This is a genomic window from Microcoleus sp. B13-B6, from assembly GCF_036705405.1.
Classification (GTDB): domain Bacteria; phylum Cyanobacteriota; class Cyanobacteriia; order Cyanobacteriales; family Microcoleaceae; genus Microcoleus.
In genome coordinates this window covers 1-2,500 of the sequence record NZ_JAUBUJ010000200.1, presented here as the reverse complement: position 1 = coordinate 2,500, position 2,500 = coordinate 1, and the positions used below count along the sequence as shown (strand labels likewise).

The 2,500-nt window shown below is 51.0% G+C and carries 2 rRNA genes (1 of these 2 cut by a window edge); both read left to right on the top strand.

Going from position 1 to position 2,500, the window contains the following annotated elements:
- Positions 1-2,221 (top strand): 23S ribosomal RNA (locus QUB35_RS38215) (it extends 658 nt beyond the left edge of the window).
- Between the two features lie 154 nt (positions 2,222-2,375).
- Positions 2,376-2,488: ribosomal RNA gene (rrf, locus tag QUB35_RS38210) — 5S ribosomal RNA — on the top strand.
- Positions 2,489-2,500 lie beyond the last annotated feature (12 nt).

Sequence of the window (2,500 nt, the reverse complement as noted above, 5' to 3'; positions counted from 1 at the left end):
TGTAGACCCGAAACCAAGTGATCTATCCATGGCCAGGATGAAGGTGCCGTAACAGGTACTGGAGGTCCGAACCGACTAGTGTTGCAAAACTAGCGGATGAGCTGTGGATAGGGGTGAAAGGCTAAACAAACTTGGAAATAGCTGGTTCTCTCCGAAAACTATTTAGGTAGTGCCTCAAGTATTACCGTCGGGGGTAGAGCACTGTTTAGGCTAGGGGGTCATGGCGACTTACCAAACCTATGCAAACTCCGAATACCGACGAGTACAGCTTGGGAGACAGAGCACCGGGTGCTAACGTCCGGACTCAAGAGGGAAACAACCCAGACCGCCAGCTAAGGTCCCTAAAATTGGCTAAGTGGGAAACGAAGTGGGAAGGCTAAAACAGTCAGGATGTTGGCTTAGAAGCAGCCATCATTTAAAGAAAGCGTAATAGCTCACTGATCGAGTCGTCCTGCGCGGAAGATGTAACGGGGCTAAGCCAGTTACCGAAGCTGCGGATGTGCAATTTATTGCACGTGGTAGGAGAGCGTTCTGTAGGCCTGTGAAGGTGTCTGGTAACGGATGCTGGAGGTATCAGAAGTGCGAATGCTGACATGAGTAGCGTTAAAGGGGGTGAAAAGCCCCCTCGCCGTAAGCGCAAGGTTTTCTACGCAACGTTCATCGGCGTAGAGTGAGTCGGCCCCTAAGGCGAGGCAGAGATGCGTAGCTGATGGGAAACAGGTCAATATTCCTGTACCGATCAATAGTGCGATGTGGGGACGGAGAAGGTTAGCTCAGCCAACTGTTGGATATGTTGGTTCAAGCCTGTAGTCGTGCCTGGTAGGCAAATCCGCCGGGCTTAGATGAGGGGTGATAACGAGTCTGCTTGCAGACGAAGTGAGTGATACCCTGCTTCCAGGAAAAGCCACTAAGCTTCAGCTATTGACGACCGTACCGCAAACCGACACTGGTGCGCGAGATGAGTATTCTAAGGCGCTTGAGAGAACTCAGGAGAAGGAACTCGGCAAATTGATACCGTAACTTCGGGAGAAGGTATGCCCCAAGTAGGTGAACCTGTACAAGGCGAGCCCAACGGGGTTGCAAAAAATCGGTGGCTGCGACTGTTTAATAAAAACACAGCACTCTGCAAACACGAAAGTGGACGTATAGGGTGTGACGCCTGCCCGGTGCTGGAAGATTAAATGATGGGGTGCAAGCTCTTGATTGAAGTCCCAGTAAACGGCGGCCGTAACTATAACGGTCCTAAGGTAGCGAAATTCCTTGTCGGGTAAGTTCCGACCTGCACGAATGGCGTAACGATGGCCACACTGTCTCCTCCTGAGACTCAGCGAAGTTGAAATGTTTGTGATGATGCAATCTCCCCGCGGAAAGACGGAAAGACCCCATGAACCTTTACTGTAGCTTTGTATTGGACTTTGAACAGATCTGTGTAGGATAGGTGGGAGGCTTTGAAGTGATGTCGCTAGATGTCATGGAGCCAACGTTGAAATACCACCCTGGTGTGTTTGAGGTTCTAACCTAGGTCCATTATCTGGATCGGGGACAGTGCATGGTAGGCAGTTTGACTGGGGCGGTCTCCTCCCAAAGCGTAACGGAGGAGTTCGAAGGTACGCTAGTTACGGTCGGACATCGTGACGATAGTGCAATGGCATAAGCGTGCTTAACTGCGAGACTGACAAGTCGAGCAGATGCGAAAGCAGGACATAGTGATCCGGTGGTTCTGTATGGAAGGGCCATCGCTCAACGGATAAAAGGTACTCTGGGGATAACAGGCTGATACCGCCCAAGAGTTCATATCGACGGCGGTGTTTGGCACCTCGATGTCGGCTCATCTCATCCTGGGGCTGTAGCCGGTCCCAAGGGTATGGCTGTTCGCCATTTAAAGAGGTACGTGAGCTGGGTTTAAAACGTCGTGAGACAGTTTGGTCCCTATCTTCCGTGGGCGCTGCAGATTTGAGGAAGCCTGCTCCTAGTACGAGAGGACCGGAGTGGACACACCTCTGGTGTATCGGTTGTCACGCCAGTGGCATTGCCGAGTAGCTAAGTGTGGAAGAGATAACCGCTGAAAGCATCTAAGCGGGAAACTCGTTTCAAGATGAGATCTGCCGGGGCCTTGAGCCCCCTAAAGAGTCGTTCAAGACCAGGACGTTGATAGGTCAGGTGTGGAAGCGCAGTAATGCGTTAAGCTAACTGATACTAATTGCTCGTGCGGCTTGACCCTATAACTTTGATAGCCAATATGCAAACCGTAAGGGATGCGTGAAAAGCTCAAAGATTGTTATGCCAAGTTGACGCAGTCAAAAGACACAAAAATCTGATTCCAAACTCTATGAATTCGCTAGGCTGTTCCTTGAACAGCCCAGCACCCAGTTATGCCTGATGACCATAGCAAGTTGGTACCACTCCTTCCCATCCCGAACAGGACAGTGAAACGACTTTGCGCCGATGATAGTGCGGGTTCCCGTGTGAAAGTAGGTCATCGTCAGGCTCTTACAGCCCA